Origin of the sequence: Methylobacter sp. S3L5C, assembly GCF_022788635.1 — a bacterium.
Taxonomy (GTDB): Bacteria; Pseudomonadota; Gammaproteobacteria; order Methylococcales; family Methylomonadaceae; genus Methylobacter_C.
On the sequence record NZ_CP076024.1, the window covers coordinates 4,221,797 to 4,247,032 of the forward strand.

Here is a 25,236-nt window from a genome sequence, read left to right on the forward strand (position 1 = left end):
ATGAGTAAGCCAAACACCAAGCTCCTAAATAATCAGCAAATCTTTGCACTTATAGGCATAGCAGTTTGTTGCGGACTATTAATATTGGCGGTACCACGTTTTATTGCCAGTTTATATGCGCTCTATCCTGAAGCCGCATTTAAGCAAATGCCACAAACCCTGCCGACTGAAGTTTATGAAAAAAGTATTGCCGATTTAAGTAAGGCTTTGTCTTGGTATCAAAACCCGGACTATTGGCAAACCCAGGGAGGGTTTTATTTACAGCTTTTTAATAACCGACCTTTGCAAACTCCGGCCCAAAAACAGGCATATCTTAAACAAGCCAAGACCGCCATTACACGGGGCTTAAGCTTATCCCCTGTTGATCCACGCGGCTGGTTGCAATTAGCCGTAGTTGACAGCCTGCTTAAGATGCCTAAGCAACAGATTATTTCAGCTTTGCGCCTATCTTTTTACGCCGGGCGCGTAGAACCAGAGTTGGTAATACCCCGCTTACGCTTTAGTTATACTTATTACGCTGATTTTACTGAAGACATGCAGCAGCTGTGGCAAAAGCAAATACCGGTTGCCTGGGCATTTAAAGCGCCGCAACTGGTTAAATTTATTACCGCACATCCTGAAGCTAAACAGCCGGCTTTAAAAGCCTTCATTTATTCACCTGAGGAGGCTGATAAATTTTTAAGCCGGTTTAAGTAAATGGGCAAAGCAACGCTTACTCATGAGGGATTTATGGTGGCTACGCCAAACCGAATTTCATTTCTAAAATAACCTGATGCGTGCGGAATATATTGACAATGAATCAAGAAAAAAAAACTGTCTATAGTAAAAACTTTAGAGCCTCTTCGATCAAGATAGCACTGGATTCGGACCAGCCACTGGCTCAGGTAGCGAGAGCTTTAGGTATTAAGTCTACCCTGTTGTATACCTGGATTAATTCCTATAAGCAACCAATGAAACCCGGCACATGCAGGCGAACAGACAATTATCTTTACGATGAATTAAAGCGGCTAAAGAACGAAAACAGCCTTTTAATGGAGGAGCGTGATCTTTTAAAAAAAGCAACAGCTTACTTTGCAAGTAAGCAATGATGAAATACAAAAAATTGATAGTAAACTCCTCACTGTGAAAATTAAAAAACGATTATGTCAATCAACTTGTTTTTAACCTCCTTATTTTTGACAATAATTTTTATTCTTGTCTTGTTTCCTTGCGCTTTAAAATTAGGGTTTGTTGACAAACCCTGTATTAGAAAACAGCATACCAATCCGACACCACCGATCGGCGGCATTGCCATATTTTTGAGTGTGTTGCTAACCCTGTGGTTTTATAACATCAACCTGCCTCATAAAACCGCTTTTATTCTGGCAATGACATTACTGGTAATAGTCGGAGCCATTGATGACCATGTAAACCTTAATGTAAAAATACGCTTAACTGTACAAATTTTTGCCGCCCTTATTATGACCGAAATTGCCGATATAAAAATAATCGATATGGGCACTTTATTTGGTAATGGCACCGTAAATTTGGAGGGTTTTTCAACGGTACTGACAGTCTTTGCGGTGGTCGGCGGCATCAATGCCTTTAACATGATTGATGGCATTGACGGCCTTTCGGGTAGCTCATCACTTATCTCGATTAGCTTGGTTGCCTTACTGTCAGAATTTTACAATCAGCCGTTAATTTTTCATATCAGCCTTATTTTTATAGGCGCCATCAGCGCATTTTTAATTTTTAACTTACGCATTTTTGGCCGTAAAAAAGGCCTGATTTTTTTGGGTGATTCGGGGAGCACACTGCTGGGCTATGTTATCTGTTGGTTAATTATCTCTGCATCACAAGGCGAAGAGCGTATTATGCCGCCAGTTCTGGTCTTATGGCTTATTGCCGTTCCCTTATTTGACTCTATTTGCATCATGCTGCGGCGCATACAGAAAGGCCAGTCACCTTTTGCTCCGGATCGTGAACATTTACACCATATCTTGCCACTTAAAGGCTTTAGCGTTAACCAAACCCTGGTCACTATTCTGACAGTTTCTTTAGTTATGGCGATTACCGCCATTACCGCAAGCTTATTTTTCATGGTACCCGACCAGCTATTATTTGTGGTTTTTTTACTCTGCTTTGCGCTGTTTTATTGGGCTATGCATCAAAGCACAAAAATGATAACTGATGAATTATCTAAAAAATGAAGTTGCTAACAATAAATAATTTATGAAAGACATAAAAGTACGAAAAAAAAATGCTTAAAAAAATCTTCCAGCTCCCATGCTCAGTCGTGGAATAGCAGACAGTGATCGAACAGTAATAAACACTTACAAGCTAATTTTTTCATGCTGTTCGTGGATATGAGTCTTTTTAAAATTAACACAGCTAATAACTTATAAATAATTAAATGAAAATCAGTGTAATCGGTAGTGGCTATGTTGGCCTGGTGAGTGGTGCCTGTTTTGCCCAAATGGGCAATACCGTCACTTGTGTCGATATTAACGAAAACAAAATAGCCAAGCTGCAACAAGGCATTGTGCCTATTTATGAGCCTGGTCTGGAAGAAATGATCCAGGAAAACCTGAAAATAAATACCTTACATTTTACTACCGATAGCCAAACAGCCATTGCCGAAGCCACCGTTATCTTTATTGCCGTAGGCACACCAATGGGTGAGGACGGAAGTGCCGATCTGCAATACATCTTGGCAGTTGCAAAAAGTATTGGCCAACACATGCAAGGCCACCTTATTGTCGTTGATAAATCAACCGTACCAGTCGGCACCGCTAACAAAGTACGTGCAACCATTCAAACCGAACTCAAACTACGTGCCAGCAAGTTGACGTTTGATGTCGTATCAAACCCCGAGTTTCTTAAAGAAGGGGCGGCCATCGATGACTTTATGAAGCCAAACCGGGTGGTGATAGGTGCTGATAACACCAACGCAATGGACATAATGCATGAGCTCTACACCCCCTTCATGACAAAAAATGACCGGTTTATCGGCATGGACATTAAAAGCGCGGAAATGACCAAGTATGCGGCCAATGCCATGTTGGCCACCAAAATTTCGTTTATGAATGAAATCGCCAATATCTGTGAACAAGTCGGCGCTGATGTTAATCAGGTCAGACACGGCATTGGTTCTGATAGCCGCATCGGCTACAGCTTTATTTATCCGGGCTGTGGTTACGGTGGCAGCTGCTTCCCTAAAGATGTACAAGCCCTGGTTAAAACCGCCAAAAATAATGGCTATACCCCAAGGCTTTTAGAAGCAGTGGAAGCCGTTAATACCGATCAGAAATCCGTACTCGCCTATAAAGTTATCCAACGATTGGGGACAGATTTAACCGGCAAAACCCTTGCCGTCTGGGGACTGGCCTTTAAGCCGGAAACCGATGACATGCGCGCCGCCGCCTCTATTACCATTATTAATATGCTAACTGCACACGGTGCAAAAATAGTCGCTTATGACCCCAAAGCCCGGCATGAAGCAGAAAGTTGTTACCTTAAAGACAATAACAACGTCAGCTATGTTGACAGCAAATACGAAGCACTAAAAAATGCCGATGCCATGTTATTAATAACAGAATGGCAAGAATTTAGAAGCCCTGATTTTGATGAAATAAAAAAACTACTCAAAGCTCCTTTATTTTTTGATGGCCGCAACCAGTTTAAACAACAGCGAATGGAAGCCATGGGCTTTGAATATATCCAAATTGGCGTAACAGCATAAAATAAACATGAAAATATTAGTTACCGGCACCGCAGGTTTTATTGGCTCATATGTAGCTCAACGCTTACTGAAAAGAGGCGATGAAGTCGTAGGCATTGACAACATAAACGATTATTACGATGTCAACCTAAAACACGGTCGCCTGGAAAAAGCCGGTATTAAAAAAGACCAACTGGCTTGGTATAAATTTGTACAAAGTGATAAATATCCCAATTACCGCTTTATTCAAATGAACTTGGAAGACAAACAAGCGCTGCAAATGCTGTTTGCCAATGAAAAGTTCGACAAGGTTTGTCATTTAGCCGCCCAAGCCGGTGTGCGTTATTCCATTGAAAATCCGCAGGCTTATATACAAAGTAATATTGACGGCTTTTTAAATATCTTGGAAGCTTGCCGCTGGAACGCAATAGAGCATTTAGTCTATGCCAGTTCTAGCAGTGTTTATGGCTTAAACAGCAAAGTACCCTTTTCAGAAAAGGATTCAATTGCACACCCGGTAAGTCTTTATGCTGCGACCAAAAAAAGCAATGAGTTAATGGCCCACGCTTACAGCCATCTTTATAACTTACCCACAACTGGCTTACGATTTTTTACCGTATATGGCCCGTGGGGACGACCCGATATGTCGCCGTTTTTATTTACAGACGCCATTTTAAATAACCGGCCTATCAAGGTATTTAATAACGGTAACATGCTGCGCGACTTTACCTATATTGATGACATTATAGAAGGCGTCATTCGCTGCATAGACAAAGTGGCGTTGCCTGCCAAGGAATGGGATGCACAACACCCGAATCCAAGCCGCTCTTTGGCACCCTATCGACTTTATAATATTGGTAATTCATCCCCTGTCAAATTAATGGATTTTATACAAGCAATAGAATCAGCATGCGGAAAAGTAGCGGTAAAACATTATCTGCCGATGCAGCCAGGTGACGTCTATCAAACCGATGCAGATACAACTGCATTAGAACAAGACATGAGCTATAAACCGGCTACAAACCTTTATGAAGGTATTAAAGAAACCGTAGAGTGGTTTAAAGAATATTACAAATTACAGTGAATTTTTTATAAACCGTAAAACCTCATGATTTGCGGTTTTTAAAGCATCGTTACCATCTAAATATATATCCATATAAATATTTATAAATTTATTAACACAATTAGTAATTTTCACAACCAGAAAATCTAATAAAGGTTCTTTTATTCCACCTTTATCTTTAAACAAATTATAGTTACTAAATGTCCAATACCGCAAATAATAAAAGAATTGCCAAGAATACAATACTCTTGTATTTCAGAATGATACTGACAATGCTGGTATCATTTTATACAGTACGAGTCGTGTTTAACGAACTGGGTTTAGTTGATTACGGGCTTTATAATGTTGTTGGCGGCATTGTGATGATGTTTTCTTTTTTCAGCGACTCTATGGCTACTACATCACAACGTTTTTTTTCAATTGAACTGGGAAGAAACGATAAACGACAGCTTAAACAAATATTTAGCCTGACTATTATCATTTATATCGCAATTTCTGTGATAGTTCTGTTGTTGGCTGAAACTCTGGGACTTTGGTTTTTGAATACTCAAATGGTTATTCCTATTGAAAGAATCAATGTTGCAAATTGGATATACCAATTTTCAATTTTATCTTTTATTATCAAAATCATGACCATTCCCTATAATGCGACGATTATTGCCCGTGAAAACATGAGCGTTTATGCTTATGTCAGTATTATTGAAGTATTATTAAAACTCCTTATCGTCTATCTTTTAGTTTTCTTTTCGATTGATAAATTAAAGCTATATGCTGTTTTTATGTTCATATCAACGTGCATAATTAGTATTATTTATCTAATTATTTGCATACGAAAATATGAAGAATCCCGCTTTAATTTTTATTGGAATACAGAATTGTTTAACGCAATGTTTAGCTTTTCTGCCTGGAAATTAATAGGCTCAATATCTGGGTTATTTGGCAATTACGGACTGAATATTCTTCTTAATATTTTCTTTGGACCAGCTGTTAATGCGGCACGCGCCATATCATATCAAGTTAATAGCGCTTTAGTGTCTCTTTCTTCCAGTTTATACACCGCAGTGCGCCCACAAATTACAAAGTCTTATGCGATAGGTAATACCAATCATGCGCTGCTTTTAGTTTTCCAAAGCTCCAAATTTTCATTCTATTTAATTCTACTTTTATCTATGCCAATAATACTGGAAGCACCTTTTTTATTGCATCTTTGGCTGAAAGATACAACTGAGTACATGATAATATTTACACGATTAATTATCATATTCTCATTGATAAACTGTTTGGAAAGCCCCTTATCCGATATGGTTCAGGCCACAGGAAAGATTAAAAAATATCAAATTTTGATTGGAAGCATTACTCTTTTATCTTTACCCTTGTCTTACACTTCTTTTAAATTAGGTTATCCCCCACAAATCTCTTTATATATATTAATTACTGTTTATTTCTTAGCTCATTTTTTACGCGTATGGGTAGTACACAACTTAGTGGGAATGAGTATAAAAAAATACATAAGAGAAGTCATTTTTGTTATCGTAATGGTTGGTTTAATAGCTTTAATATTACCAATAACGTTAATGCACTACCTTAAAGAAGATAATTTGTACCGATTCATTTCAATAGGATTTAGTTGCGAATTTTCATTACTGTTGACTGTATATTTTATTGGCTTAAATAAAAATGAACGAAAAATTGTTTTTGATTTTGCAAAAAAATCATTGTTCCGTAACCTGAGTTTTTTTAAAAAAGTTAAACCGTAGTAAACACATGAACACTATACCCTACACACTATTTAAGTTCAGTTTACTGATACTGTTATTGTACTCAATGTTTGCTTGGTTTTTATGGGGATTGATACCTATACAGGTAATTTTTTTAAATGTAATTTTTTCTGGCGTATTTTTCTTTTCGTCAATAAATCTTTTTTCTCTGAACAAGTCGAATTTGATTTCTATTATTTTTTTAATCAGCATTCAATTGTATGTTGTTATGGATCTCAATGCTAACGGCATGATTATAGCCATGTTACATGCTGCTATTCTTTCGTGTGTATTGCTGTTAAAAGACAAAATAAAAATCGATTTGTTTAATTTTTTTACATGCTCTTTTTCTATTATATTGTCCATATCTATTTTTACATGGATACTCTTTTTAATCGGTATTTCTTTACCTAATTATTCAATAGATTTTAATAATGGCAATTACTATTACTACAACTATTATTTTTTTCTATTAAATTATGCTGATATCGATTTACCGATCCCGCGATTCTCTAGTATCTTCTTGGAACCAGGACATTTAGGAATGATTACCTCTTTTCTTCTATATGCTAATCAATTTGATTTTAAGCGGAAAGAAGTTTGGATTCTTTTTGTTGCAACATTACTTACATTCTCACTAGCTGCTTATGTCCTATTACTTTTATCAGTGCTTATTCTGGCATTTTTTAAATCTAAAAGACCTATGCTTAATTTATTATTATTATTAGCATTTTTATTTGCATTCTATTCCTATTTTTCAATTCTTGATAATGGAGATAATGTCGTAAATAATTTAATTCTTGAACGCTTACAAGTTAATGATGGAGAAGTATCAGGTAATAATCGCTCTTCTGCTGAATTGGATATTTATTTTGAACAATTTATAAATTCGACTAATGCTTTTTTTGGAATAGGACCCACAAAATATACAGACTTATTCAGTGGGATTGGGACTGGAAATGCAGGGTATAAAGTTTTCATATCGACGTATGGACTAATAGGAACCACATTATTGTTTATACTATATATAGCAATTACATCTTATAATCCATCAAAATTATCTATTATGCTTCTTATAATATATATATTTAGTTTTTTACAACGTGCATACGCATTATGGGATGTTGAATTGTTAATTTTTATAACTGCCTTACCAGCACTATCATTAAATAGTAATAATAAAACTTATGTTAAATAATTTTAGAGTTCTATATGTATTAAATTCATCATCAAAACATGGTGGATCTAGCAAGTCTTTTTTAAACATGTTGGACGGTTTAATTGGAAAAGATATTACCCCCTTTGTAGTCATGCCAAATTATGGTGGCCTATGTGAAGAATTGAGTCAGAGAGATATTCAGTTTTTGTTAATGCCTTATGTCTACTCAATTTACCCACCATTCAAAACAAATAAAAATAAGGTTATATTTCTAGCTCGACTGTTACGCACACTATATATCAATGCTAAAGCAACCAAACAGCTAATTAATTATATACAGGAAATTACCCCACATATAATCCATTCCAATGTTGGCCCTATATATATTGGTTATATGGCGGCTAAAAAACTTAAAATACCTCACGTATGGCATATTAGAGAATACCAGACATTGGATTTTGAAATGCATCCGCTTTTTTCAATGAACGGCTTTATTCAGAAACTTCATACCTTCAACAATTATCCTATAGCTATCACTCGAGGTATTTATAACTATTTTTCAATGGACGATTCAGCAAGTGTTATTAATAACGCTATCTGTAAAACGAACTGTACACAATTTATTACCCGTAAAAAGAATTATTTTTTATTTGCAGGCCGTTTGGAAAAAAACAAAGGCATTAACAATTTAATTATTGCTTTTATCGACTTTGCAAAAAAAAACCCTGACTATTTATTGTATATAGCAGGCGAGACCACTGACTTAAATAATGAAAGAATACTTTTATCTCTTATTGAAAACGCTGGAATTAATGAACGGGTAATGTTTCTTGGTATGAGAGATGACATTAATAGTTTGATGTCCCAGGCCACTGCTTTGATTGTTCCATCTATTCATGAGGGCTTTGGAAGAATTACTGTTGAAGCCATGTTTAATGGTTGCCTAGTTATAGGAAATAATTCAGCAGGTACTAAAGAAATCCTAGAACCAGAAAACTTGGGGATATTGTATTCCAAACATGATGAATTGGTTGCAGCCATGCAAACCGTTATTGAAAAGGGTATAGAAAGTTATTTTCCAATGCTAATAAAAGCGCAAGAGCGGGCAGTAACTCTCTATTCTCAAGAGCAGAATATTGATGCTATATATAAGCTTTATAATAGAATTACAGATGCTCAAACAAAAACAATATTGTAGATAATAAAACATCATTAAGAAATAATTGATATGGAAAACAAAAAAGCACGAATTATCGCGTTTTATTTACCACAGTTTCACCCAATCCCCGAAAATAACAAATGGTGGGGAAAAGGCTTTACCGAATGGACGAATGTGGGTAAAGCTATACCCTTATTTAAAGGTCATTATCAGCCCAGAGTACCCGCAGACTTAGGTTATTACGATTTAAGAATGCCCGAAGTAAGAGAAGCACAAGCAGAAATGGCTCGTGAAGCAGGTATCGAAGGCTTTATGTATTGGCACTATTGGTTCGGGAACGGAAAAATGGTTCTTGAGCGACCTTTTAAAGAAGTTTTAAAAAGTGGTAAGCCAGACTTCCCCTTCGCTTTAGGTTGGGCTAATCATTTATGGCGAACGCATGACTGGAATCCAACATCATTGGAGCATAAAGAAGCCATTATTGCGGAACAATTATATCCTGGAGAAAAGGACTATACCGATCATTTCTTCTACGTTTTAGATGCTTTTAAAGATAAAAGATATTTAACGATAGATGGTAAACCTATTTTTTATATTTTTGATCCCACAGCATCTCCAGAGATATCCAAGTTTATTTCACTTTGGAGAAAGCTGGCATTAGAAAATGGATTGCCTGGAATTCATTTTATAGGAAGATCACACGGATGGCTCAGTAAAAACAAAGTAATTCTTGATGTTGGCGTTGATAGCGTTAACTCTGTAGGAGAATGGAGAGCAGAAAGCATCGTTTCCGGCAAATGGCTCAATATGCTTAGACATACTATTGTCGAAAAATTTGGAGGGCTTATTTTAAAAAAATATTCCTACAAAGAGATTAGTAAATATCTATTCACAAAAGAAGACGAAGCAGAGAACATTTATCCATCAATTGTACCTCAATGGGATAGAAGTCCTAGGTCGGGAAGAAAAGCAATCATTTACTACGGTAGCACTCCTGAATTATTTGGACAGCACTTAGAAGATGCACTTAATAGGATTAAGAATAAGCAAGATGAACATAAAATTATTTTCTTAAAATCCTGGAATGAATGGGGTGAAGGAAATTATGTAGAACCCGATTTAAAATTTGGGAAGGGTTATCTCAATGAGATTAAAAAAAGAGTCTTAACAAACCATGATGAACAGCTATGATACCTAAAGCAAGAGTTATTGCATTTTATTTGCCTCAATTTCACCCTATACCAGAAAATGATGAAACCTGGGGAAAAGGATTTACAGAATGGACAAATGTCGCTCAGGCAAAGCCTCTCTTCAAAGGGCACCATCAACCCAGAGTTCCTGCCGATCTTGGTTTTTATGATTTAAGACTTCCAGAAATACGAGATGCACAGGCAAAAATGGCACAAGAGTCCGGTGTAGAAGGATTTATGTATTGGCATTATTGGTTCGGTAATGGAAAAATGCTGTTGGAAAAGCCGTTCCAAGAAGTGCTAAAAACAGGCAAACCAGATTTCCCTTTCTGTTTAGGTTGGGCAAACCATTCGTGGTCAACAAAAACCTGGGTAAAGGGCAAGGCTCTTCAAAAAGACAAAATGATTGCAGAACAACTTTACTTAGGTGAAGAAGATTACAGAAAACATTTTGATTATGTACTGCCGGCACTGAAGGACAATAGGTATATAAAAGTTGATGGTTGTCCCATGTTTGTAATTTACGACCCTCTTGCAATACCTGACATGAAGTTATTCATAAAAATTTGGCGTGATCTAGCAATTGAAAATGGATTAAAAGGCATCCATTTTGTTGGACTTAGATCTGGCAGAACATCCTCTTATGATAAATTAATGGATATGGGATTCGATGCCTTAAATTCAAGAGGAATGTGGGAAGCAGAGTGTGCTGCTGTTGGGAATAAATGGCTTAAGATATTAAGAAGTCAGATTTCGTTTAGGTTTAGAGGTGCGCTTCTACAGAAATATCAATATAAAGATATTATAAAATATCTATTCTCTGAAGAAGATAAAAAGGAAAATGTCTATCCGACCATTTTACCAGGATATGACCGAACAGCTAGATCAGCTAGAGAAGCTATCATTTATCACGGTAGCACCCCTGATCTTTTTGGAAAACACGTGAATATGGCTTTAGATCATATTAAAGACAAACAAAACGAGCATAAGATTTTATTTCTTAAATCATGGAATGAATGGGGTGAGGCTAATTATATGGAACCAGATATTAAACATGGAAGGAAATATCTTAATGAGCTTAAAAAAAGAATCTTTTAATAATTTATATCCAGAATTCATCACACTATAGCCAAAGAAAACTTCTCCCTCAATCCACTTTTTCCAAAGGGGATTGAGATGAATAACTATCTTTCGTGTAGCTTTATACATAAATTGGTTTACAGAAACTGAAATAAAATAAATTTGGAAAAATACCTTCGATTCTTCTTTTATAACTATGCGATCAGCATATTACAGCGTAGATAAACTATGATTTTGAAAAGAATTACCCGCTTTATTGCATTATTGGCATGCAGCATTATCTGGCTGCCTCCTGCATTTTCAGAAAATGCACCAAAGCCCCAACCGGTACGCGCTTTGCATTTTGTGCTATCGGGCGCAACAACAGTCGATGCAAAACGCATTACTGATCTGGCTAGGTCATCAGGGTTTAATACACTGGTTATCTCGTTAGGAAATGCGGTTAAATTCAACAGTTTTCCGGGGAAATTGCGTCCAGGTGCATGGGGTATCGATGAGTTGCTGACACTTGTAAACTATGCCAAGCAGCTCGATTTAAATGTCATACCTGAAATCATTTTATTAACCCATCAGGACATGTTTTTTGGCAATAGCCATCCTGAATTAATGTTCAATAATAAAACCTATGATCCGCGTAAACCGGAAGTCTATAGCCTTATAACCACTTATATTGACGAGATCATTTCAACACTACACCCTTCTGCAATTAATATCGGCCACGATGAGTTGAAAGGATTTATGGGACAAGATGCCCATACCCCAAATATAGCAATCGATTTATTACCTGACGAACAAATTTTACCTGCCGAATTATTCTTGCAAGATGTGTTGTTTATACACGATTATTTGAGTAAACGCGGAATCGAAACAAGGATGTGGGGCGACATGTTGATTTCACCGAAAGAATTTCCTGACATGTTACATTGGCAACTACATGGAAGGCCACTTGGATATGGTAAAGCCTTGCGTGATAAATTACCGCGCGACATTGTGATTTGCGATTGGCATTATAACGATGATCAAGCTGATTTCCCTTCACTTGCTACCATGCAAAATGAGGGGTTTCGCGTGCTTGGCTCGACATGGAAAAAATCGGCAACCATTCGGGCTTTCAGCCATTACGCCGCAAAACATAATGCCTATGGCATGATAGCGACGACATGGATTCAAATACCCAGTAAAGAATGGGATGTAACCGAACGTATTATTCGCGAATCCGGAACGGCCTTTCGTAAAGATTTCCCCGATATCCAATAGAATACCTACATAAATAATTAATTTCTTAGCATAATTTGGTGACACTACGCTATACCAACCTGACACAAAATTTAAAATGACTAAAAAAATAGAAATACTTAGTAAGTACGATTCAGTGCAAAGCTTACGTTTTTTTGCTGCCAGCTTAGTAATGGTGACTCATATTACTTATCAGATTAACACACGACTTCTAGATCATAGTGGTGATTATTGGATGACAGGAAAATCGGGGGTAGATATATTTTTTGTTATCAGTGGTTTTGTTATGGCTTATACAACCAAAATCGGTGGGCGACGTGATTGGGCTAATTTTTTTATTCGCAGGATTATCCGTATTGCTCCCCTTTACTGGATAGCAACCGCACTTAAAATTTCATTAGTTTTTCTATTTGCGGAGCTAGTAATACAATCAAACAATAATCCAAATCACATAATAGCTTCTCTTGCATTTATTCCTTGGTATGATGCCGGTAAAGTACAATTACCAGTAGTTCCTGCAGGTTGGACACTTAATTTTGAAATGTTTTATTACGTAATATTTTCTCTCGCCCTTTTCCTTAAATATAAACCTTTAATTTTCTGCAGCGCAATTTTTATTTTATATATTTTGTGCAATAAATTATTTTTGTTCGGTGGCATAGCTGAATACTATGCAAATCCAATAATTATTGAATTTATTCTTGGAATGCTTATTGTACCTTTAATAAAAAAAGAATCAGGGTATTTTGACTTTTATATTGGTATATTAATGATTTTTATTGGTTATTGTACTATTTTTTTTACACCTTATTTTTTCCTTGATAAATCGATAGAACATTATCGATGGCTAGTATGGGGAGGAGCCGGGGTAGCTTTAATTTATGGAGGAATACTTATAGAAAAAAAAGGAATTAATATTTATCCAAACTGGACTGTACATCTCGGCAACGCATCGTATTCTTTATATTTATTTCATGCCATGATAATACCTGCAATTATTGTGATATGCATAAAATCTGGCATTAAAAATAATTTGTTAATTTTTATTATCTCTGCATTTTCTTCTTATGTAATGGCCTATGTTAGTTACCTGTATATTGAGAAAAACATAATTAAATATTTCAAGCCTACAAACATCAACAACAACAAAATATCTGGTTAGCAACACAGTGAAATCTAAACAAATGAAAATTTTATTCGTTACCAATTTATACCCTACTAAAGATACACCAGATTATGGCGTTTTTACTAAAGACCAAATACAAAGTACCTTTGAAAAAGGCGTTACTGGCGATATTTTATTTATAAATGCCAGGGAAAATGGAATTGGAGAATACTTTAAAGCATTAAAACGAATAAATGATGTCTATAAAGATTATGATCTAATACACTGTTTTCATGGACTATCGCTTATCGTCACATTTCTTGCTTCAAAAAAGAAACCAATTCTCGTTTCATTTTTGCTGCCAATAAAGTTTGAAAGTTTTAACAAAAATAAAGTTATTAATGGACTTTACTCCTTGACATATAGCACGATTATAAAATCCAAACGTGTATTCTCAATTTTTAAAGATAAATTACCTGACCATCTTGTTTCAAATGGCCGTTCCTTTTATTTACCCAATGGAGTGAATTTATCAACATTTTATCCTGTAAATAAAGCAGATTCGTGTAAAAAATTAAATCTAAATCCCAATAAGACATATATTTTATTTGCATCATCAAAAGATAGTTTTCGTCCGGTAAAACGTTACGATATTTTTTCTAAAACACTTCAAATACTAAAAATTAATTCCAAATATCTAAACATTGAAGAATTAATACTTTCAAATGTTTCCAGAGAAGAATGTATCTATTATTTTAATGTAGCATCTGTACATCTTCTTACATCTGATTATGAAGGATCACCAAACTCTGTTAAAGAAGCCATGAGTTGCAATACACCTGTTGTAAGTACGGATGTTGGCAATGTAAAACAAATGTTTAATGGAGCATGCAATTGTTTTATATCACCTCAAGACCCCATCATTCTTGCTGAATATGTTTTAAAAGCCATAATAGATCCTCCTTGTGATTTAAGAAATGTATTAACAGAAAACAAACTGACAGTTCAAGATAAAACCAATGAACTAATTAATATTTACAGAACAATAATTGGAAAATAAATTGATATTAAAATATGATTTTTCTATTAATAGAGTATTAAGGAAGGCGCGATTATATTTTACATCTTCATCGCTCAATACGTCGGACAGTTTTTATCAAATGACAGTCCGTAGAAAGATAACTATCTGAAAAAAAAACAACTTTATATTTTTAAGAAAAAATTTTAAAATTCTTTAAAATCAGGTATTTACAAAAATTATCCGAAGTATTGATAGTTACCCTGCCTTATTAATTACAAGAATAAAACAATATATATACTAAAAATAATAATTTTATTTCTATAGTATATTGATGTGTAATATTTAAATAAAGTGCAGTTCCTTTCCTCTATTTTCGTGATGTTGAAGTCAATAACTCAAATAAATTCTAAGGATTTTGTGTGAATATAAAAATTGCCATCATCGGCACTGTAGGCCTTCCGGCTATTTATGGCGGCTTTGAAACATTAGCCGAATATCTGACAAAATATTTAGGTAAAAACTATGCGATGACGGTCTATTGCAGCAGCAAAAGTTATAGCCAAAAAATAACTAAATACAATAATGCCAAGCTTGTTTATCTGCCATTAAATGCCAATGGTGTACAAAGTATCCCTTATGACATTTTAGCTATTTTAAAAGCCATTTGTTATGCCGATACGTTGTTAATACTAGGTGTATCCGGATGTATTATTTTGCCATTGATTAAATTAATCAGCCAAAAAAAAATTATTGTTAATATTGATGGTATGGAATGGCGGCGTAACAAATGGAGCAAGTTTGCCAAGTGGTTTTTAAAGTTTTCTGAAAAACTGGCTGTTAACTATGCCGATACTGTTATCACCGATAATAAAGTGATTCAGGATTATGTATTATCAGAATACGGTATTGAAAGTACGTTGATTGCTTATGGTGGCGATCATGCGGTTGCTGCACCTTTAACCAAAAAAGTGTCATCACAATATCCCGTCCTGGATACTAATTATGCCTTTACGGTTTGTCGGATTGAACCGGAAAACAATATTAATCTTATTTTAGAAGCTGTTGCCAAACAAACTAAATTACCTTTAGTTTTGATCGGCAATTGGCAAGCAAGTCAATATGGTAAAGATTTATATGCCAACTATGCCGGCATTACACATCTTCATTTACTTGATCCAATTTATGACCAAGGTCTGTTAAATCAGTTTAGGTCTAATTGCCTCGTTTATTTGCATGGCCATAGTGCAGGTGGAACCAATCCATCGCTAGTTGAAGCCATGTGTTTAGGTTTGCCCATATTTGCTTTTGCTGCCAACTACAATAAAGAAACGACTGAAAATTCCGCAGAGTATTTTTGTGATACTGATGAACTTATGCACTTAATAGTTAACGCAAATGCAGAATCATTATTAGCCAATGGCTTGGCTATGTCAGCCATTGCAACCCGCCGTTATCAATGGCAAGGCATTGTTGCGCAATATGCCGGGTTATTGGATTAGGGCAAATAGTCGGACTTATGACTTTAGTACCTTGGCGGTAGAACTTTGGGAACGATACGCTTGGATATTATCGTTTCTATCGCTCAAGATTAGGAATCAGGTAACTTTTTATCATGTCATTGCCTATTCACACTGTCCCGGCTTAAGCTGATCGGCTTTAAATCCACTCGATGCTGGCATGTCGCACTACAAATTCAACAATCAATTTATTTTTAATGGAGTATTAAATGAAAGGTATTATTTTAGCGGGTGGCAGCGGAACCAGACTTTACCCGATTACCAAAGGCGTCAGTAAACAGCTAACACCGATTTACGACAAACCCATGATTTATTATCCGCTGTCGGCCTTAATGCTTTCGGGCATTACAGAAATATTGATTATTTCTACGCCTAAAGACTTGCCCCGCTTTGAAGAATTATTGGGCGATGGTTCGGACATCGGCATGTCTTTTTCTTATAAGGTGCAACCATCGCCGGATGGCTTGGCTCAAGCATTTATTCTGGGCGCTGACTTTATTGGTGACGATGATGTGTGCATGGTGCTGGGCGATAATATCTTTTACGGGCATGGCTTGGTCGAGATGCTGGCTCATGCGGTTATTAATGTCACCGAGCATAAAAAAGCGACCGTGTTTGGCTATCATGTTAAAGACCCTGATCAATACGGCGTTGCCGAATTTGATGACAACGGTAATGTGCTGAGTATTGAAGAAAAGCCAGCCCAACCTAAAAGTAATTATGCCGTCGTAGGTTTATATTTTTATCCGAACAGTGTCATTGAGATTGCCAAAAATATTAAACCTTCGCACCGTGGTGAACTGGAAATTACTACTGTTAATCAGATTTACCTTGAACAAGGCAATTTAAAAGTTGAACTGATGGGCCGTGGTTATGCCTGGCTGGATACCGGCACCCATGAATCTTTACTGGAAGCCTCTAACTTTATTCAGACCATTGAAAATAGACAGGGCTTAAAAGTGGCGTGTATTGAAGAAATTGCCTATGAGATGGGCTATATTTCTCAACAACAATTAATCAAACTGGCCCAGCCGCTGTTAAAAAACCAATACGGCCAATATTTGTTACGCCGCGCAGGCGAAGGTTTGGTAAGCGTATGAATTTTATAAAAACTGCCATCCCCGATGTCATTATCATTAAACCCCGCGTTTTTGGTGATGAGCGAGGTTACTTTGTGGAAACGTTTCGCCAAGATAAACTAAATGCTTTTTTGGGTTTTAATGCTGATTTTATTCAGGATAACGAATCAAAATCGGGTTACGGCGTATTAAGAGGCTTGCATTATCAACTGGCACCGGCCTCACAAACCAAACTGGTACGGGTGATCAAAGGCAAGGTACTGGATGTCGCGGTAGATATTAGAGTCGGCAGCCCGACTTTTGGACAGCACGTGAGTGTCGAGTTATCTGAACAAAACAAACGCCAACTATTTGTACCACGCGGTTTTGCTCATGGTTTTGTCGTGCTCGAAGATGACACCATTTTTGCTTATAAAGTGGACAATTATTACTCGCCGGAAAACGACCGGGGCTTGGCTTTTGATGATCCGTCTTTAGGCATTGATTGGCTGGTAACAAAGGAACAACTACAACTGTCCGCAAAAGATACCGTCCAACCCACGCTGGATAAGGCGGAGTTGTTTGTTAATGCGGGTAGTCTTTATGCCTAAAGCCATACTGGTGACCGGTGCAAATGGACAACTGGGCAGTGAGCTGCGCGAACTGAGTAACTTAAACACCGATTTTATCTTTACTTTTATCAGTCGGGACGAGCTGGATTTAAGTGACTCGGCGGCCATACAAAACTGGTTTGTTGATAAAACCTTTGACGTCATTATTAATTGTGCCGCCTACACGGCTGTCGATAAAGCCCAAGCAGAGCCCGATCTGGCGAGAGCCATTAACAGCGTCGCCGTCGAAACGCTGGCGCGGATTGCCAAAGCCAAAAACAGCGCGTTGATTCATATCTCAACCGACTATGTGTTTAATGGTAAAAATTACCAACCTTATAACGAAACAGACCTTACCGATCCGCAAGGCATTTACGGACAAACCAAGTTTGAAGGCGAACAGGCAATGCTGGCGATTAATCCGGCAAAATCCGTTATCATCCGCACGTCCTGGGTGTATTCAAAATTTGGTAATAACTTTGTCAAGACCATGTTGCGCTTAGGCAAAGAACGTGAAGAGCTGGGCGTTATTTATGATCAGGTAGGGACACCGACCTCGGCACGCGATTTGGCAGAAGCCATTCTGGCGATTATTCGACACCCGAAACTGGAGAGCGTGACTGACACCGAAGTTTATCACTTCAGTAATGAAGGCGTTTGCAGTTGGTATGACTTTGCCAAAGCCATCTTTGCGCTTTCAGCGCTTACGTGCCGGGTTAAACCGATAGAAACCAAAGACTATCCAACACCGGCAAGCCGTCCGCATTACAGCTTGCTGAACAAAGCAAAAATCAAAAATACGTTTGACTTGACTATCCCTTATTGGAAAGACAGCTTAGCTGACTGCCTGAATAGCTTAACCGGAACCGAGCACTTATGAAATCTCTCTTAATCACCGGCTGCGCCGGTTTTATCGGCAGTAATTTTGCACCTTATTTTTTAGACAAGTATCCTGATTATCACTTGGTTAATCTTGATTTATTGACTTATGCAGGCAATCTTGAAAATCTTGACGAAATTGCCGGTAGTGACCGTTATACATTTATTCACGGCGACATTTGTGATCGTGACTTACTGGAGCAACTGTTTAGCCAGCATGATATTCGTGGGGTTATCCATTTTGCCGCAGAAAGTCATGTAGATAACTCCATTAAAAACCCCGGTGTTTTTGTGCAAACCAATGTTAACGGCACGTTTACCCTGATTGATGTGGCCTATAAATACTGGATGGAAAAACCGTTTGCCTTCAAATCCGGCTATGAGGCTTGTCGCTTTCATCATATCTCTACCGATGAAGTGTACGGAACGTTAGGGGAAACCGGCCTGTTTACTGAAGCCACACCTTACGCGCCTAATTCTCCTTACTCGGCCAGTAAAGCCGGCAGCGATATGATTGTCCGCAGTTATTATCATACCTACGGCATGAACACCGTCATCACTAACTGCTCCAACAATTATGGCCCCAAACAACATAACGAAAAGCTGATTCCAACCATCATCCGCAAAGCAATTACCGGCGAAAATATCCCCATTTATGGCGACGGCAAAAATATACGTGACTGGCTTTATGTGCTGGATCACTGCAAAGGCATTGATCTGGTTTACCATAGCGGTAACGTCGGCGAAGTCTACAATATTGGCGGCAGAAATGAACGCAACAATAATTACATTGCCGATAAAGTCTGTGAAATTCTGGATGAACTGCGCCCCAAAGCCCAAGGCAGCTATAAAGATCAGCTTAACTATGTTGAAGACCGCGCCGGTCATGACAAACGTTATGCCATTGATGCCACAAAGATAGAAACAGAGCTCGGCTGGCAAGCCGATGAAAGTTTTGAAACAGGGATTGTTAAGACGATTAAGTGGTATTTGACTAAGGCTTGATTGCAAAATAACATAAGTATTGCGTACTACTGTGTGCCGGTAGACTCGACACTGGTGCAGTGAGAGTGATAATAATTTGTAGGCATATTTCAACAATAACCCATGAAGCTTACTCTTGCTGTAACCGGTATTTTATTGTTATTGGTTGCCATTTTATTTTTAAATCTTGGTCATTGGCTTTCTACACCTGCCAATACCTCTGTTAAGGCGGACTTGATTGTTACGTTAGGCGGCGGAGAAGTAGAAAGGGATAAAATGGCGGTGGAGCTTTATAAAGCCGGTTATGCCCCCAAAATTTTGTTAACGGGTATGTTTCCTAGCTTACGTGCCGGACAGAGCTATTATAAGTCTCCACGCTCTTTATTTTTTCTTAAACAAGGTATTCCTCCTGAGGCATTATTATTTGATGGCTTATCAGTTAATACCCATCAAGAGGCTTTAAATCTTGCCACTTTATTAACAGTACATCATTGGCATAGTGTCTTGGTAGTCAGTGATCCACCGCATCTACGCCGCATTAATTTTTGCCTGCAACCCGTTTTTAAAAACGCCGGTTTGTCTTATCGGGTAATACAAAGTACTACACCGACTTGGCAGGCTGATCGTTGGTGGCAAGATAAAAGATGGCGACAGTTTTGTCTGAATGAAATGGTAAAGCTGATTTTTTATGCGCTGGTTTATGGTGTGTAGGGCATGAGTGTTTCCCTTAAAGCCAAAGATAACAAGGAAATGCTCAGACCAACAGCTCTCTAAAAAGTGCTGTGAAGCTTTTCTTTGTATTTTACAAAATAGAGTGATGGCGACAAAAAGAAGGGGCAATTGATTCAAACATTAAATAAAAAAAATTACAATTCTAAAATAAATTTTTTCGGATTTTACATTTTTTGACACTTGAATAGAAAATCTGCATAAATAATAATATCCCCCCTTAATGATTACCTCCGTGACCACTGCAATGACAGTATGGAAAGAGCGCGGTCACTTATATGTTGGAAGGGGCCATGTTGCCTAACGATCATTTGGGTAATGAAGGTCATTTGCGTGCTGGCCATGTGCAATGGATGACCGCTGCCCATGGCATTATTCATTCTGAAATGCCGGAACAGGAAAATGGTCGGTTACACGGCTTTCAGTTATGGATTAACCTGCCTGCCAAAGAAAAAATGCAGCCCCCACATTATCAGGAGTTTGCCGCTGCAAAAATTCCTCAGGTTAATCTGGCAGACAGTAGCTACCTTAAAATTATTGCCGGTGAATATGTTGCCAAAACCAAAAAAATAGCGGGTCCGATAACCGGCGTGACAACCCAACCGTTGTATTTTTATATTTGCTTAAGTTCACAGCAACAGCTTGATATACCGGTTTTTTTGCAGCATACGGTTTTAGTCTATGTTTACCAAGGTGAGTTGATTGTTGATCAACCGAACCAGGTTTTAAAATCCGGACAACTGGCACAGTTAATTAATGGTGATACCATATAGCTGATAACCCGTGATCAATCGGCGCGATTTTTGGTGTTAGCTGCGCGCCGTTAAAAGAGCCGGTGGTGCAATCAGGTCCGTTTGTAATGAACAGCATTGAAGAAATTGAACAAGCATTTCGTGATTACCGTAACGGTGTGTTGACGTTATAAATATTTATCTAATCAGACTAAGGAGACCACTATGCAAAATAAACCGGCAACAACCTCTGTACAAATCCACAATCTTATTGAAAAACGTTGGAGTCCAAGAGCTTTTGACCCTGACAAACGGGTAAGTCATGATGATTTACTGGCATTGTTGGAAGCTGCTCGTTGGGCACCGTCCTCATCTAATGATCAGCCCTGGCGTTTTGTGGTGTGCGATAAAGCGACTGATGAAAGTGGCTGGCAAAATGCGCTGGCAGTAGTGGTTGAAAAAAACCGGCTATGGGCCAAAAATGCCCCGGTTTTGATACTGGCTGTTGCCATGGAAAATTTTAATCATAATGGCCAGCCAAATCGTTGGGCCATGTATGACACTGGTGCCGCCAGTGTTAGTTTATGCTTGCAGGCCACAGCGTTAGAATTGATTGTGCATCAAATGGGTGGTTTTGATGCGGAAAAAGCCCGAGAGGTTTTTCATCTGCCCGGTGATTGCAAGCCCATGGCGATGATCGCTGTTGGTTATCAAGCTGATGTTGATGTCCTTGACGATACTTTTAAAGAAGCCGAGTTAGCTGCCCGTTCGCGTATTGCACTGAATGAACGGTTTTATGCCGGACAATGGGGCAAGGGCATCAAATAATTAATGTATGGTCTTGGCTAGTTGGCAATCAATACAATACTAAAAATCAGTACATCCCCTCTTTTTACAAAGAGGGGATGGCCGTTTTAATGTCCTGCCTGGTTGTCATTTTGTTGCGGAGCCAGATAAGTGAGTAATGCAGAAAGCTTATCAAGTTTTATGTTCAGGTCGACAACCTGTTGTTGAAGTTGCTTTACTTCATTTTGTGATTCACGGATATTTTCATGAATATGTTGAAAATGAATCTGAAAATATTGGGTGAGATGAGCGTCAGTTACTTGATTATCCGGTTGTGAATAGTGAAGGCCGGCAAATTTTATTGCCGGATGCTTATGTTGTTCTTGTAAAAGTTTTAGCGTGCTCATGGTGCTTCTCAATGGGTTAATGCGGCGAAGAGAACTATAACTTATGCTCTTCGCCTTAATGATTTCTTAATGGCTGAGCAGGTATTGACTTATTGCCGTTAACTCATCATCACTTAACTGCGAAAATCCAGGCATTTTCATAGTGTCTGGACGCTTTTTACCCGGCGCTTTAGTCCAGGCAGCAATTCCAGCAGGATTGTTGGCGTAGATTTCTTTAATTTCCTGTAATGCCGGGCCAACCGTAGTCAATGTTGGATGGTGACAAGCTGCGCAATTTAGGTTAAATGCACTTTCACCGGGAACCAATGTTTGGCTTTCCTGAGTTATTGCAGTCAATTGTGCTTGCTCCCCTGCGTCTTTAACGGCTGCCTGGTAGTTTGCTGTTTTTTCAGCAATTGCCGATTTATGATCAGCCAAGGCATTTTCCCGATAATCATGGCGTGCTATACCCATGATAATGGCTGCACAGACAAAGCAGGTAGTGATTTCTTTTACGCGATCATCCAGGAGATGGCTGGGATAAGTCAGATTTTGCCACATCCACCACATGGCCGGTAAAACCAACAAGCCACCCAGCATGAGTAATAAAGTAAAGCCCCAGCTCATACCTTGCGGAGGCAATGACGCGAATACTACCAATCCGGTTAATATCTGAAAAACGGTGGCCCCAAATGCAAACGCATAAAAAAATCTGCGCACACTAATAACCCGTAGCCTGCTAAACCCGACTTCGTCTTGAAAAGATTTACGGCCGCTCCACCAGACAAAAAATAAAGAGCTAAACAGTATGGTGGCTGAAATAAAATGCAGATAACGCTGTAAAACATTGGGTAGCAACATGGCAGAAAAGAAGCCTTTGACTTGCGGCCAATATTCCGGAAACAGCATTAGATTAACATTGGTCATGAAAATCAGCGGAATAAATAAAAATAATCCGGTCTCTAAGGCGGCAATGCCTATATGCAATTCTGGAATATTAATAAAGTGATTCCACCAGAATTTGTGCGCATAAGCCAATAAAAAAGCCACCGTTACCAAGGGAATAACGGCCATCCACATGTCACCAATTAATGCACTGGACGCATAAAATTGTGGAGCATAGAGTGTGTTGATAACCAACAGTGGCGCTACGCCCATGACAACAGCCAGGCTTTTATTGACAGTGACCGTTTGCATGATGCGGTAGGCAAGCTTTTCATAATCGGGCGATTTCAACCCTCTTATTTGACAGACGAGGCTGAACAAGGAGCCTCCAACCATTAAATGGACAAACAGGATATGTATCAGGAATGACACAATGAGCAATATTTCCAAAAACCCTTCCGGAGCTGGTAGAGGTAATGGAATATCGCGAGGGATAGGGGTTGTCATTATTGAAGGTCTCCGTGGGTATTAGCCAGATTGGGTAAAGTGCCGTAAAAGGTTGAGGCTGAAATTTTGTCAGGTTTGGGGATGCCGTTAGTTTGCGCACCATTAAAGGCGGCTGCCCGTTTTTGTAGTGAGGAAAGGTAAACGGAAAGAGCGTCAAGTTCAGCTTTATTGCCTGGAAACGGCGGCATAAAATATCGTGCACCGTGCATATTTTCAACGTAGGCCGCAATAGCCTCTGATTGCCATGGTTTTTCGCCATACATGTTTTTTAGTTGACCGCGTATGCTGTTAACGCCATTGACGGTATGGCAGCGTGTGCAGGCTTGTTCAAACACTTCGCGACCAGCACTGACCTGATTGTCAGCAGTGATTTCGCGGATACTTGCATAGGTGGCGTGTTGTAGAATGCCGTCACGTTGCAACAAGGGATAATCTTCTACACGGATACCGTTGGCATACATGTACTGACCGATAATAAAGGGTTTGCGAATAAATTCCCGTACCCGTTCAAATTGTCCCAGCATGGCAAACAATAACAGCACCGAGACCAGATATTTTGCACCATGTACTTTGCCCGGGTTCTTTACTGATAACCATAAAACCCGACTCACATAAAGTAAACCAACGATCAATATTAGTTTTAATCGGCCATTCCAGCTGGCATATTCTTGCGTGGCGAATGCGACGGGTATGTTTGCCAACATGTGCTGAGGTATTACTTGATAGTACCAGATTGAGGCGATTATCAGTCCTGCTAACCAGGCACTTGACCAGGTTGATATGGTGCGTAATACCATGGCGCGAAAAGCAAGATCATGCCGGGTAAATAAATACGTCAAACAGATCATGGTCATACTGCCCATCACCATAGCCAGTGTGGTTCTGAGTCCTAACTGCGGAAAATACATGGGGTTAAATAAGCCGGAAAGCAGTGTGCGCTTAGTCATCCAGTTACCGGGATCCATCATAAAACCAAGAATGGCGACGATAATAGCCATGGTAATCCATGAGAAAGCGGCCAGAAAAATACCTAAACGTAAGTGCTTTAATTTAGCTTCTGGTGATTTACTGGCTGAGTGCCATCTTAAAAAATAGGCCATGATTAGGCTGACTTCAGTCACAAACACGACCCATTCGGTAAACCAGCCCCAGAAAAACACCCGAATTAAGCTGCCAATGGCTGCTGGATTTATCAAGGATGCAGAAAACCAGATACCTACACCCGTTAACGCACCGACTGTTGTGGTAATAATAAATATTATTTTTAACAGTCGATAGGCCAGATTGTCCCAGCGTAGGTCTTTACTGCGAATGCCAATAAGCTCCAGCAAGACAATTATCGGTAAAGCGCCAACAGCAAGCGCATGATTGATGATGACATGTAAGATCGCATCGACTGCGATCAGCATGCGATTACCGATAAAATCGATATGAAAAATAGGAAAATCCATAAATCCTCTTTGGTTAAGTAAGCTATCGGTTTATTGTCTTCGATAAATATTTCGTTATTTAACGAAATATTGACGACTCTCGCTAACAATGCAACAAATATGCCATCACCTAAAAAATCAATAATATTTTTACATGTCTTGATTTTATTGACGTGGTGGTCTGGCGAGGCTGTTTTTTTAGCGATTAAATCGAGTAATTAGTCATTAATAGACGTTCAATAAATAGACACTAGTCATAA

25 protein-coding genes are annotated in these 25,236 nt (G+C 38.3%); 22 read left to right on the top strand and 3 right to left on the bottom strand.

What is annotated here, in order from left to right; all coding sequences use genetic code 11:
• From KKZ03_RS19125 to KKZ03_RS19230, 22 genes are all read left to right on the top strand, one after another.
• Nucleotides 1-696, top strand: a complete 696-nt coding sequence (locus KKZ03_RS19125) for a hypothetical protein (protein WP_243218345.1) — start codon at nucleotides 1-3, stop codon at nucleotides 694-696.
• 98 nt (nucleotides 697-794) lie between these two features.
• The gene (locus tag KKZ03_RS19130) at nucleotides 795-1,088 is read left to right on the top strand and encodes a transposase (RefSeq protein WP_243218346.1); all 294 of its coding nucleotides are present in this window, start codon (nucleotides 795-797) and stop codon (nucleotides 1,086-1,088) included.
• A 54-nt stretch (nucleotides 1,089-1,142) separates the two neighbouring features.
• The gene (locus KKZ03_RS19135) at nucleotides 1,143-2,192 is read left to right on the top strand and encodes a hypothetical protein (RefSeq protein WP_243218347.1); all 1,050 of its coding nucleotides are present in this window, start codon (nucleotides 1,143-1,145) and stop codon (nucleotides 2,190-2,192) included.
• Between the two features lie 203 nt (nucleotides 2,193-2,395).
• Entirely contained in the window at nucleotides 2,396-3,724 is a 1,329-nt protein-coding gene (locus tag KKZ03_RS19140) for a UDP-glucose/GDP-mannose dehydrogenase family protein (protein WP_243218348.1), read from the top strand.
• A 7-nt stretch (nucleotides 3,725-3,731) separates the two neighbouring features.
• Nucleotides 3,732-4,787: an NAD-dependent epimerase gene (locus tag KKZ03_RS19145; protein ID WP_243218349.1), complete on the top strand. Its 1,056-nt coding sequence runs from the start codon at nucleotides 3,732-3,734 to the stop codon at nucleotides 4,785-4,787.
• A gap of 179 nt (nucleotides 4,788-4,966) precedes the next feature.
• A complete protein-coding gene (locus KKZ03_RS19150) occupies nucleotides 4,967-6,523 on the top strand; it encodes a lipopolysaccharide biosynthesis protein (RefSeq protein ID WP_256451983.1) in 1,557 nt (518 codons plus the stop codon).
• A gap of 229 nt (nucleotides 6,524-6,752) precedes the next feature.
• Nucleotides 6,753-7,721, top strand: coding sequence for a hypothetical protein (locus KKZ03_RS19155; RefSeq protein ID WP_243218350.1), 969 nt, complete (start codon nucleotides 6,753-6,755; stop codon nucleotides 7,719-7,721).
• Nucleotides 7,711-8,880 carry a glycosyltransferase family 4 protein gene (locus KKZ03_RS19160; RefSeq protein WP_243218351.1) on the top strand — a complete coding sequence of 390 codons (1,170 nt, stop codon included), beginning with the start codon at nucleotides 7,711-7,713 and terminating at the stop codon, nucleotides 8,878-8,880. Before KKZ03_RS19155 ends, KKZ03_RS19160 begins: the two co-directional genes overlap by 11 nt.
• 30 nt (nucleotides 8,881-8,910) lie before the next feature.
• A complete protein-coding gene (locus KKZ03_RS19165; protein ID WP_243218352.1) occupies nucleotides 8,911-10,032 on the top strand; it encodes a glycoside hydrolase family 99-like domain-containing protein in 1,122 nt (373 codons plus the stop codon).
• On the top strand, nucleotides 10,029-11,129 hold the full coding sequence (locus tag KKZ03_RS19170) for a glycoside hydrolase family 99-like domain-containing protein (RefSeq protein WP_243218353.1): 1,101 nt from the start codon (nucleotides 10,029-10,031) through the stop codon (nucleotides 11,127-11,129). Before KKZ03_RS19165 ends, KKZ03_RS19170 begins: the two co-directional genes overlap by 4 nt.
• Nucleotides 11,130-11,339: 210 nt before the next feature.
• Nucleotides 11,340-12,368 carry a family 20 glycosylhydrolase gene (locus KKZ03_RS19175; protein ID WP_243218354.1) on the top strand — a complete coding sequence of 343 codons (1,029 nt, stop codon included), beginning with the start codon at nucleotides 11,340-11,342 and terminating at the stop codon, nucleotides 12,366-12,368.
• A gap of 76 nt (nucleotides 12,369-12,444) precedes the next feature.
• Entirely contained in the window at nucleotides 12,445-13,509 is a 1,065-nt protein-coding gene (locus tag KKZ03_RS19180) for an acyltransferase (protein WP_243218355.1), read from the top strand.
• A gap of 7 nt (nucleotides 13,510-13,516) precedes the next feature.
• Complete coding sequence (locus tag KKZ03_RS19185; RefSeq protein WP_243218356.1) at nucleotides 13,517-14,512, top strand: glycosyltransferase family 4 protein; 996 nt, start codon at nucleotides 13,517-13,519, stop codon at nucleotides 14,510-14,512.
• A gap of 380 nt (nucleotides 14,513-14,892) precedes the next feature.
• Complete coding sequence (locus KKZ03_RS19190; protein ID WP_243218357.1) at nucleotides 14,893-15,972, top strand: DUF1972 domain-containing protein; 1,080 nt, start codon at nucleotides 14,893-14,895, stop codon at nucleotides 15,970-15,972.
• Between the two features lie 227 nt (nucleotides 15,973-16,199).
• Complete coding sequence (gene rfbA, locus KKZ03_RS19195; RefSeq protein ID WP_243218358.1) at nucleotides 16,200-17,090, top strand: glucose-1-phosphate thymidylyltransferase RfbA; 891 nt, start codon at nucleotides 16,200-16,202, stop codon at nucleotides 17,088-17,090.
• Nucleotides 17,087-17,659, top strand: a complete 573-nt coding sequence (rfbC, locus tag KKZ03_RS19200; RefSeq protein WP_243218359.1) for a dTDP-4-dehydrorhamnose 3,5-epimerase — start codon at nucleotides 17,087-17,089, stop codon at nucleotides 17,657-17,659. Before rfbA ends, rfbC begins: the two co-directional genes overlap by 4 nt.
• Nucleotides 17,652-18,539 carry a dTDP-4-dehydrorhamnose reductase gene (gene rfbD / locus KKZ03_RS19205; protein WP_243218360.1) on the top strand — a complete coding sequence of 296 codons (888 nt, stop codon included), beginning with the start codon at nucleotides 17,652-17,654 and terminating at the stop codon, nucleotides 18,537-18,539. Before rfbC ends, rfbD begins: the two co-directional genes overlap by 8 nt.
• Nucleotides 18,536-19,543: a dTDP-glucose 4,6-dehydratase gene (gene rfbB, locus KKZ03_RS19210; protein WP_243218361.1), complete on the top strand. Its 1,008-nt coding sequence runs from the start codon at nucleotides 18,536-18,538 to the stop codon at nucleotides 19,541-19,543. The genes rfbD and rfbB overlap by 4 nt, the downstream gene beginning before the upstream one ends.
• 102 nt (nucleotides 19,544-19,645) lie before the next feature.
• Nucleotides 19,646-20,233, top strand: coding sequence for a YdcF family protein (locus tag KKZ03_RS19215; protein WP_243218362.1), 588 nt, complete (start codon nucleotides 19,646-19,648; stop codon nucleotides 20,231-20,233).
• 311 nt (nucleotides 20,234-20,544) lie between these two features.
• Nucleotides 20,545-21,024 carry a pirin family protein gene (locus KKZ03_RS19220; protein WP_243218363.1) on the top strand — a complete coding sequence of 160 codons (480 nt, stop codon included), beginning with the start codon at nucleotides 20,545-20,547 and terminating at the stop codon, nucleotides 21,022-21,024.
• Nucleotides 21,025-21,110: 86 nt separating this feature from the next.
• Entirely contained in the window at nucleotides 21,111-21,176 is a 66-nt protein-coding gene (locus KKZ03_RS19225) for a hypothetical protein (RefSeq protein WP_243221684.1), read from the top strand.
• Nucleotides 21,177-21,207: 31 nt separating this feature from the next.
• The gene (locus KKZ03_RS19230; RefSeq protein ID WP_243218364.1) at nucleotides 21,208-21,810 is read left to right on the top strand and encodes a nitroreductase family protein; all 603 of its coding nucleotides are present in this window, start codon (nucleotides 21,208-21,210) and stop codon (nucleotides 21,808-21,810) included.
• An 86-nt stretch (nucleotides 21,811-21,896) separates the two neighbouring features.
• On the opposite strand, the gene KKZ03_RS19235 is transcribed toward KKZ03_RS19230, so the two are convergent.
• The 3 genes from KKZ03_RS19235 to KKZ03_RS19245 form a co-directional block, all read right to left on the bottom strand.
• On the bottom strand, nucleotides 21,897-22,175 hold the full coding sequence (locus tag KKZ03_RS19235) for a hypothetical protein (protein WP_243218365.1): 279 nt from the start codon (nucleotides 22,173-22,175) through the stop codon (nucleotides 21,897-21,899).
• Between the two features lie 66 nt (nucleotides 22,176-22,241).
• Entirely contained in the window at nucleotides 22,242-23,546 is a 1,305-nt protein-coding gene (locus tag KKZ03_RS19240) for a cytochrome c (protein ID WP_243218366.1), read from the bottom strand.
• Entirely contained in the window at nucleotides 23,546-24,997 is a 1,452-nt protein-coding gene (locus tag KKZ03_RS19245) for a cytochrome c (RefSeq protein ID WP_243218367.1), read from the bottom strand. Before KKZ03_RS19245 ends, KKZ03_RS19240 begins: the two co-directional genes overlap by 1 nt.
• Between the last annotated feature and the right edge of the window lie 239 nt (nucleotides 24,998-25,236).

Excerpts from the sequence above, each read along its gene's own strand:
- KKZ03_RS19140 (WP_243218348.1), top strand. The coding sequence starts at position 2,396 with ATGAAAATCAGTGTAATCGGTAGTGGCTATGTTGGCCTGGTGAGTGGT.
- KKZ03_RS19240 (WP_243218366.1), bottom strand. The coding sequence starts at position 23,546 with ATGACAACCCCTATCCCTCGCGATATTCCATTACCTCTACCAGCTCCG.
- KKZ03_RS19235 (WP_243218365.1), bottom strand. The coding sequence starts at position 22,175 with ATGAGCACGCTAAAACTTTTACAAGAACAACATAAGCATCCGGCAATA.
- KKZ03_RS19165 (WP_243218352.1), top strand. The coding sequence starts at position 8,911 with ATGGAAAACAAAAAAGCACGAATTATCGCGTTTTATTTACCACAGTTT.
- KKZ03_RS19160 (WP_243218351.1), top strand. The coding sequence starts at position 7,711 with ATGTTAAATAATTTTAGAGTTCTATATGTATTAAATTCATCATCAAAA.
- rfbB (WP_243218361.1), top strand. The coding sequence starts at position 18,536 with ATGAAATCTCTCTTAATCACCGGCTGCGCCGGTTTTATCGGCAGTAAT.
- KKZ03_RS19135 (WP_243218347.1), top strand. The coding sequence starts at position 1,143 with ATGTCAATCAACTTGTTTTTAACCTCCTTATTTTTGACAATAATTTTT.
- KKZ03_RS19125 (WP_243218345.1), top strand. The coding sequence starts at position 1 with ATGAGTAAGCCAAACACCAAGCTCCTAAATAATCAGCAAATCTTTGCA.
- rfbA (WP_243218358.1), top strand. The coding sequence starts at position 16,200 with ATGAAAGGTATTATTTTAGCGGGTGGCAGCGGAACCAGACTTTACCCG.
- KKZ03_RS19215 (WP_243218362.1), top strand. The coding sequence starts at position 19,646 with ATGAAGCTTACTCTTGCTGTAACCGGTATTTTATTGTTATTGGTTGCC.
- KKZ03_RS19145 (WP_243218349.1), top strand. The coding sequence starts at position 3,732 with ATGAAAATATTAGTTACCGGCACCGCAGGTTTTATTGGCTCATATGTA.
- KKZ03_RS19175 (WP_243218354.1), top strand. The coding sequence starts at position 11,340 with ATGATTTTGAAAAGAATTACCCGCTTTATTGCATTATTGGCATGCAGC.
- KKZ03_RS19245 (WP_243218367.1), bottom strand. The coding sequence starts at position 24,997 with ATGGATTTTCCTATTTTTCATATCGATTTTATCGGTAATCGCATGCTG.
- KKZ03_RS19230 (WP_243218364.1), top strand. The coding sequence starts at position 21,208 with ATGCAAAATAAACCGGCAACAACCTCTGTACAAATCCACAATCTTATT.
- KKZ03_RS19155 (WP_243218350.1), top strand. The coding sequence starts at position 6,753 with ATGGATCTCAATGCTAACGGCATGATTATAGCCATGTTACATGCTGCT.
- KKZ03_RS19180 (WP_243218355.1), top strand. The coding sequence starts at position 12,445 with ATGACTAAAAAAATAGAAATACTTAGTAAGTACGATTCAGTGCAAAGC.
- rfbD (WP_243218360.1), top strand. The coding sequence starts at position 17,652 with ATGCCTAAAGCCATACTGGTGACCGGTGCAAATGGACAACTGGGCAGT.
- rfbC (WP_243218359.1), top strand. The coding sequence starts at position 17,087 with ATGAATTTTATAAAAACTGCCATCCCCGATGTCATTATCATTAAACCC.
- KKZ03_RS19170 (WP_243218353.1), top strand. The coding sequence starts at position 10,029 with ATGATACCTAAAGCAAGAGTTATTGCATTTTATTTGCCTCAATTTCAC.
- KKZ03_RS19150 (WP_256451983.1), top strand. The coding sequence starts at position 4,967 with ATGTCCAATACCGCAAATAATAAAAGAATTGCCAAGAATACAATACTC.
- KKZ03_RS19130 (WP_243218346.1), top strand. The coding sequence starts at position 795 with ATGAATCAAGAAAAAAAAACTGTCTATAGTAAAAACTTTAGAGCCTCT.
- KKZ03_RS19220 (WP_243218363.1), top strand. The coding sequence starts at position 20,545 with ATGTTGCCTAACGATCATTTGGGTAATGAAGGTCATTTGCGTGCTGGC.